This is a genomic window from Pseudomonas sp. RGM2987 (assembly GCF_022952855.1).
Classification (GTDB): domain Bacteria; phylum Pseudomonadota; class Gammaproteobacteria; order Pseudomonadales; family Pseudomonadaceae; genus Aquipseudomonas.
This window is the reverse complement of record NZ_JALJDX010000075.1, coordinates 1-7,265: the sequence shown is the minus strand read 5'-3', so window position 1 is coordinate 7,265 and position 7,265 is coordinate 1. Positions and strand designations below refer to the sequence as shown.

The 7,265-nt window shown below is 60.3% G+C and carries 8 protein-coding genes; 6 read left to right on the top strand and 2 right to left on the bottom strand.

Going from position 1 to position 7,265, the window contains the following annotated elements:
* Window positions 1-73: 73 nt before the first annotated feature.
* A complete protein-coding gene (locus RGM2987_RS00935; protein WP_245138239.1) occupies window positions 74-811 on the top strand; it encodes a DUF599 family protein in 738 nt (245 codons plus the stop codon).
* 77 nt (window positions 812-888) lie between these two features.
* On the opposite strand, the gene RGM2987_RS00930 is transcribed toward RGM2987_RS00935, so the two are convergent.
* Window positions 889-1,152 carry a hypothetical protein gene (locus RGM2987_RS00930; RefSeq protein ID WP_245138238.1) on the bottom strand — a complete coding sequence of 88 codons (264 nt, stop codon included), beginning with the start codon at window positions 1,150-1,152 and terminating at the stop codon, window positions 889-891.
* 157 nt (window positions 1,153-1,309) lie between these two features.
* Here RGM2987_RS00930 and RGM2987_RS00925 point away from each other — a divergent pair, with 157 nt between their 5' ends.
* From RGM2987_RS00925 to RGM2987_RS00910, 4 genes are all read left to right on the top strand, one after another.
* Window positions 1,310-1,786: a PaaI family thioesterase gene (locus RGM2987_RS00925; protein WP_245138237.1), complete on the top strand. Its 477-nt coding sequence runs from the start codon at window positions 1,310-1,312 to the stop codon at window positions 1,784-1,786.
* Entirely contained in the window at window positions 1,783-2,244 is a 462-nt protein-coding gene (locus RGM2987_RS00920; protein WP_245138236.1) for a PaaI family thioesterase, read from the top strand. Before RGM2987_RS00925 ends, RGM2987_RS00920 begins: the two co-directional genes overlap by 4 nt.
* Window positions 2,245-2,331: 87 nt before the next feature.
* A complete protein-coding gene (htpG, locus tag RGM2987_RS00915) occupies window positions 2,332-4,236 on the top strand; it encodes a molecular chaperone HtpG (RefSeq protein ID WP_245138235.1) in 1,905 nt (634 codons plus the stop codon).
* Between the two features lie 70 nt (window positions 4,237-4,306).
* The gene (locus RGM2987_RS00910; RefSeq protein WP_245138234.1) at window positions 4,307-5,035 is read left to right on the top strand and encodes a dienelactone hydrolase family protein; all 729 of its coding nucleotides are present in this window, start codon (window positions 4,307-4,309) and stop codon (window positions 5,033-5,035) included.
* 209 nt (window positions 5,036-5,244) lie between these two features.
* Here the strand turns inward: RGM2987_RS00910 and RGM2987_RS00905 are convergent, their stop codons facing one another.
* A complete protein-coding gene (locus RGM2987_RS00905) occupies window positions 5,245-6,105 on the bottom strand; it encodes a pirin family protein (protein WP_245138233.1) in 861 nt (286 codons plus the stop codon).
* Between the two features lie 132 nt (window positions 6,106-6,237).
* Between RGM2987_RS00905 and RGM2987_RS00900 the strand changes: the two genes are divergently transcribed.
* Window positions 6,238-7,242, top strand: a complete 1,005-nt coding sequence (locus RGM2987_RS00900; protein ID WP_245138240.1) for an amidohydrolase family protein — start codon at window positions 6,238-6,240, stop codon at window positions 7,240-7,242.
* Window positions 7,243-7,265 lie beyond the last annotated feature (23 nt).

The following is a 7,265-nucleotide window of genomic DNA, read 5'->3' as shown; positions in this document are numbered from 1 at the left end:
GCATTCGCGAGCAAGCCCGCTCCCACAGGGGACGCTGCAAGCTGCTCCATGTTCTTTTCACACAAGGAATTGCATGTCATTCATCCAAGCCAACCTGATCCATCTGCTAGCCGCTGCCTGGTTCATCACCTGCTGGGCCGGCTATACCCGTTACGCCACTTGGAAGGCGCGGGACACGGCCTGTCTCGCCAGCGTGATGCACCTGTATCGCGAAGACTGGATGCGCCGCATGCTGCTGCGCGAGAACCGTATCGCCGATGCCAGCGTGATCGGTAACCTGGAACGCAACGCCTCATTCTTTGCCTCCAGCACGCTGATCATCCTGGCGGGGATTCTGACGGTGCTTGGGGCATCTGACCGGGCGGTGTCGCTGCTGGCCGACCTGCCGATGGTGCAGCAGGCGTCCCAGGGCATGGCGGAGGTCAAGTTGCTGTGCCTGGCGCTGGTGTTCGTTTATGCGTTCTTTACCTTCAGTTGGTGCATGCGCCAGTACAACTTCGCGGCAGTATTGGTGGGGTCGGCACCGATGATCGGCGAACGCCATGTTTCGGAGCAGGAGCGCAAGGCATTTGCTCTGAGGGCGGCGCGGGTTATTTCCATGGCCGCCAACCAGTTCAACTTCGGCCTGCGCGCTTATTATTTCGGCATGACCATGTTGGCCTGGTTCGTCAGCCCCTGGCTGTTCATGTTGATGAGTGCCGGCGTGGTCTTTGTGCTCTATCAGCGCGAGTTTCATTCCGATGTATTGGACGTGATGGTCTATACCCCAACCGAAGTACCAGCGGCCGAAGCAGGCAAGGAAGCGGCCTGACAGTGCAATGACCTGGTCAAATCGCAGGCAAAAGAAAACCCGCACGAGGCGGGTTTTCTTCTGTCACTAAAACCGGATCAGTTGGTTTTAGGCGCGGTAGCCGGCGCGGTGGCAGGTGCTTGTTCCTGCGCGGCGGCTTTGTTCGCTTCTGCCTGATCTTTGGCAGCTTCGGCGTTTTCTTTCGCCGCGTCGTTCACTTTATCCTGTGCTTTGTTCATGTCTTGCTGAGCTTGCTCAGCGTGTTTGCTGGCGTCTTGAGCTTTGTCCTCGGATTTTTTATCGCAGGCAGCGAGACCGAGGGAGGCGGCCAACATCAAGGCAATAGCTAAAGTCTTACGCATGGGGTGTTTCTCCTTATGGAAATAACTACTGGCCTTTTGAGCAGCACCCCTCAGGTTAAGTTCCTCTTTTGCTACAGATATATAACTTCGTGTTGCGATTGAACTTTATCCGGAGGGGCCGTTGTCAGGCCCCGTCACTTGCCAGAGCGTTGATCAGATGGCCGAAGACCCCGTTTTTGAGCGTGCCACACGCTTCCTGTCCGCGCTGCGCCATTGCCAGGTATTGGGCCTGAAACTGCACAGTGCCAACCGCGAGGGGCTGACCGTGATTTTGCCATTCAGCCCGCGAATCGTCGGAAATCCGCTGACCGGTATCATCCACGGCGGCGCGTTGACCTCGCTGATGGACACCGCGTGTGGCATGTCGACCCTGTGCGTGCTGCCGCAGTTCGAGGTCTGTCCGACCCTGGACCTGCGCATCGACTACATGCATGCCGCCGAGCCCCACAAGGATGTCTACGGTTTTGCCCAATGCTACCGGGTCACCCCGGACGTGATCTTCACCCGAGGCTTCGCCTACCAGGACGACCCTGAACAACCCATCGCCCATGTCGTGGGCACCTTCATGCGCCTGGGCCAGCACGCCCGGGGCATGAAAACGGGCGCCCCGACGCTCACCGGGGAGACACCATGACCGATATCAGCCACGAACAACTGCGCCAGGCGTGCGAGCGGGGCGACTACGCGCTGCTGTTGGCTTCGATTCCCTATGCGCAACTCATTGGCGTTGAATGTACCCGCCAGGACCAGGAGCTGCTTTTCCGCCTGCCGGCGAACAAGGACAACATTGGTAACCCTTTACTGCCGGCGATCCATGGCGGGGTGATTGCCGGTTTCATGGAGCTGGCGGCGGCCGTTCATCTACTGATTGCCACCGGCGCGCCGAGCGTGCCGAAGATCATCGACTTCTCACTGGATTACCTGCGCGCCGGGCAGTTTCGCGACACCTACGCCAGGTGCCAGGTCTGGCGGCAGGGGCGACGCGTCGCCAACGTTGCGATCACCGCCTGGCAGGACACCGAGGCCGAACCCATTGCCACCGCCCGGGCACATTTCAAGATCCAGGAACCTTCAAAAGAACCTCGCCCTTGAAATCATCCCCGCTGCCCCCACCTTGAGGTCATCCCGCCGCCAATCTCAGCGAGGCGGACACCACCATCCACTTGGAGTTTGATGACCATGAGCGTGGAAACTCAAAAGGAAACCCTGGGCTTCCAGACCGAGGTGAAGCAACTGCTGCACCTGATGATTCACTCGCTGTATTCGAATAAGGAAATTTTCCTTCGCGAGCTGATCTCGAACGCCTCTGACGCTGTCGACAAATTACGTTTCGAAGCCCTTTCCAAGCCTGAACTGCTGGAAGGCGGCGCCGAGCTGAAAATCCGTGTGAGCTTCGACAAGGACGCGAAAACCGTCACCCTCGAAGACAACGGTATCGGCATGAACGGCGAAGAGGTGATCACGCACCTGGGCACCATCGCCAAGTCCGGTACCGCCGACTTCATGAAAAACCTGTCCGGTGACCAGAAGAAGGATTCGCACCTGATCGGCCAGTTTGGCGTGGGTTTCTACTCCGCGTTCATCGTCGCCGACCAGGTCGAAGTCTTCAGCCGTCGTGCCGGCCTCGCTGCGAGCGAAGGCGTGCACTGGTCGTCCAAGGGCGAAGGCGAGTTTGAAGTGTCCACCGTCGATAAGGCGGACCGCGGTACCCGTATCGTGCTGCACCTGAAATCCGGTGAAGACGAATTCGCCGATGGCTGGCGCCTGCGCAATATCATCAAGAAATACTCCGACCATATCGCGCTGCCCATCGAGTTGCCGAAGGAAGTCACTGCTGCCGAAGGCGAAGAGAAGCCTGAAGTGGAGTGGGAAACCGTCAACCGCGCCAGTGCGCTGTGGACCCGTCCGCGTACCGAGGTCAAGGACGAGGAATACCAGGAGTTCTACAAGCACATCGCCCACGATTATGAGAACCCGCTGAGCTGGAGCCATAACAAGGTCGAAGGCAAGCTGGAGTACAACTCGCTGTTGTACGTGCCGGCCCGCGCACCGTTCGACCTGTACCAGCGCGAGGCGCCACGCGGCCTGAAGCTGTACGTGCAGCGCGTGTTCGTGATGGACCAGGCGGAGTCGTTCCTGCCGCTGTACCTGCGCTTCATCAAGGGTGTGGTGGATTCCAACGACCTGTCGCTGAACGTTTCCCGGGAAATCCTGCAGAAAGATCCGATCATCGACTCCATGAAGTCGGCGCTGACCAAGCGCGTCCTGGATATGCTGGAGAAGCTGGCGAAGAACGAGCCCGAGCAGTACAAGAGCTTCTGGAAGAACTTCGGCCAAGTGATGAAGGAAGGCCCGGCCGAAGACTTCGCCAACAAGGAAAAAATCGCCGGCCTGCTGCGCTTTGCCTCGACCCAGGGCGATGACGGCGAGCAGATCGTCGGCCTGGCCGATTACCTGGCCCGCGCCAAGGAAGGTCAGGACAAGATCTACTACCTGACCGGCGAAACTTATGCACAGGTCAAGAACAGCCCGCACCTGGAAGTCTTCCGCAAGAAAGGCATCGAAGTGCTGCTGCTGACCGACCGCATCGACGAGTGGCTGATGAGCTACCTCAATGAGTTCGACGGCAAGAGCTTTGTCGATGTGGCTCGTGGTGATCTGGACCTCGGCAACCTGGATTCGGAAGAAGACAAGAAAGCCGCCGAGGAAATCGCCAAGAGCAAGGAAGGCCTGGTGGAGCGGATCAAGGCCGCACTGGGCGATGCCGTCAGCGAAGTGCGCGTGTCGCATCGCCTGACCGATTCGCCGGCGATCCTGGCCATCGGTGAGCAGGACCTCGGCCTGCAGATGCGTCAGATCCTCGAAGCCAGCGGCCAGAAAGTCCCGGATTCCAAGCCGATCTTCGAATTCAACCCGGCGCACCCGCTGGTGGAGAAACTCGACAACGAGCAGAGCGAAGAGCGCTTCGGCGACCTGTCGCACATCCTGTTCGACCAGGCGGCCCTGGCGGCCGGCGACAGCCTGAAGGACCCGGCGGCGTATGTGCGTCGCCTGAACAAGCTGCTGGTTGAACTGTCAGCTTGATCTAGTGCAGGAAAAACCCGCTTCGGCGGGTTTTTTCATTCCAGGTGTTCCCTTTGATGAGGAGTCCGTCATGAGTCAGGTTACGGTTCGTTCGGTGGTCTATCAGATCGATGGTCAAAACTATGAAGGTCGCCTGGCCTTCGACATCAGCCAGCAGGGCTCGCGCCCGGGTCTGCTGATGGCGCCCAACTGGATGGGCGTAGGGGCGGGGGCGGAAGAGATTGCCAAGTCAGTGGCAGCTAACGGCTATGTCGTGTTGATTGCCGACCTGTACGGTCAGAACGTGCGCCCGACCAATGCCGATGAGGCGGGGGCGGCGATGATGCCCCTCAAGAATGACCGGGCCCTGTTGCGCAAGCGCATGCAGGTGGCACTTGAACAGCTACAGAGCCAGGAGCAAGCACAGGTCGATACGTCGAACCTGGCCACCTTCGGTTTCTGCTTCGGTGGTTGCTGTGCCCTGGAGCTGGCCCGCACCGGCGCGCCGCTCAAGGCCGCCATCTCGTTCCACGGCACGCTGGACACGCCCAACCCGGCGGATGCGAAGAACATCAAGGGTTCGGTGCTGGTGATGCACGGCGCCTCGGACCCGCTGGTGCCCAAGGAGCAACTGCCGGCCTTCGAAGACGAAATGAATGCCGCCGGGGTGGACTGGCAACTGCTGAGCTACGGCGGTGCGGTGCATTCGTTTACCGATCCCCACGCCAATGTGCCGGGCAAGATGATGTACAACGCCAAGGTCGCCAAGCGGGCGTTCCGGTCGATGCATAATTTGTTGGATGAGGTCTTTAAAGGCTGAGATTGGGCTGGTACTGAGCATTTTCGGTGTCGGAGCCGGCCCCTTCGCGAGCAAGCCCGCTCCCACACTGAATCTTCGCTGGCTACAATGCGGCGGCGACTCGATCCTTGTGGGAGCGGGCTTGCTCGCGAAAGCGGTCGGTCAGCCAACATGGATGCTGGATGTGAAACCGCCTTCGTGAGCAAGCTGCTTCCACAGGACCTGTACTTCTAAGGCAACTCAATCCGCTCACTTTCCCCTGGCACGCTCGGCCAATCCCCGGCCGCCCAGCGCCGACGGGCTTCATCGATCCGGGCCGGGTCGCTGGAGACGAAATTCCAGTTCATCCGCCGCGGCCCATCCAGCGGTGCGCCGCCGAACAGCACGGCATGGCAATCGCTGCTGGCGAACAAGGTCATTTCTTCCCCGGCCGGCAGGATCACCAGCGAACGGGGTTCCACCGGCTCGCCTTCCAACAACGCGTCGCCGCTTACTACGTACAAAGCACGTTCTTCATGCTCGGTGGGTATCAGCAGGGTCGTCGCGGTTTGCAGGTTCAATTCGGCGTACAGCGTAGGAGAAAGCACCGGCACCGGCGACTCCAGGCAAAAGCCTGAGCCGGCAATCATCCGGATCTTCACCCCGAGGTTCTCGCTGACCGGCAGCGAGTGGGCCCGATGGTGACTGTAATGCCCCGGCCCCTGTTCATGAGCCTTGGGCGAGGCCAGCCAAACCTGCAAGCCATGTAACACGAATTCGCGGCCCACCAGGGGTTCGGGGGTACGTTCGACATGGGCAATGGCACTCCCGGCAGTCATCCAACTGACATCGCCGGCCTCGACCACCTGATCGGAGCCCAGGCTGTCCTTGTGCTGGAGCGTCCCCTCGAACAGGTAGGTGAGGGTGGACAGGCCGATATGCGGGTGCTGACGAATGTTCATGCCTTTGCCGGCCGGGTAGGACGTTTGCAGCATGTGATCGAAGAACACGAAAGGTCCGACGCTGCGACATTGGGCAGACGGCAGCGGACGAAGAATCGGCTGGCCTTCAACGTCTTCGGCACGGGAGCGAACGGTCAGGGGCGTGATCATGGTGTCTTCCAGGTTGAGCAGCGGTTGCGCAGAGCATAACCCGCCGCCGCGAGCCACGGCACCCGCGCCTTGAACCCAGGCGGGGCGGACGGGGTCTATCCTGCTCATGGCCTTTGGAGACTGCCCGTGCCTTTGCCCCGTCTGATTGTTGCCTGGCTGCTGGCGGTCTGCGCCAGCAACGCCATTGGCCGCGAATATGCCTACAGTGATGCGCACCTGCATTACGTGGACTTCTTCCAGGAAACCGCCGGCATGCCCAAGCTGCTCCAGGCGATGGCGGACAATCGCATCGAGCACGTAATGATTTCCGGGATCCCGGTGGCCAAGAAGTGGCACGAGGACGAACCCAAGCGTCCGCGCTACTACGCCGGCGACGATGCGGACGCCTATTGGTACAGCGCCACCGATGTCATCGTCGCCGCCGCGGTGAGCAAGCTGAGCGCAGAACAACGGCGGCGCTTTCATCCTTTCCTGTCGGGCTTCAACCCCAACGACAAGAACTCCGATGCGCATATCCAACGCATGCTCGATCTGTATCCGGGGCTGTGGCAGGGCATCGGCGAAGTGTTTACCCGCCATGACGACCTCACCGCGCTGACGTCGGGGGATACACCGCGTGCCAACAACGAAGCGATGACCCGGATCTATCACTTGGCGGCCGAGCATGACTTGCCGGTGATGCTGCACTCCAACATCACCTCCAAGCGTGAGAAAAATCCACTGTACCTGGCGGAAATCGAAGAGCCGTTGCGTAATCACCCGCACACCCGCTTCATCTGGGCCCATGCCGGCACGAGCATGGAGATCCACCGGCACCAGACTCGACTGGACTTTCTGCTGCCCACCCTGACCCGCATGCTCGAAGCCTATCCCAACCTGTACATCGACCTCTCCTGGAGCCTGCTCACGCCTTATCTGCTGGATGAGGCGGGCAAGCCTCGCCCGGAGTGGGTAAAACTGGTGGAGCGCTTTCCGGAGCGGTTCATGGTGGGGTCGGACGTCGTGGGTCGTTTCAACAAGTTGGGTCAGGAACTGCACAGCTTCGATCCGTTCCTGGATGCGTTGCCCGAAGACGTGGCGAGGAGGGTGGCGCGAGATAATTTCCTCGCGGTGTTGCCAAGTGCTGCCCGCGGATAACGCGTTTGCTGTGGCGAGGGTGC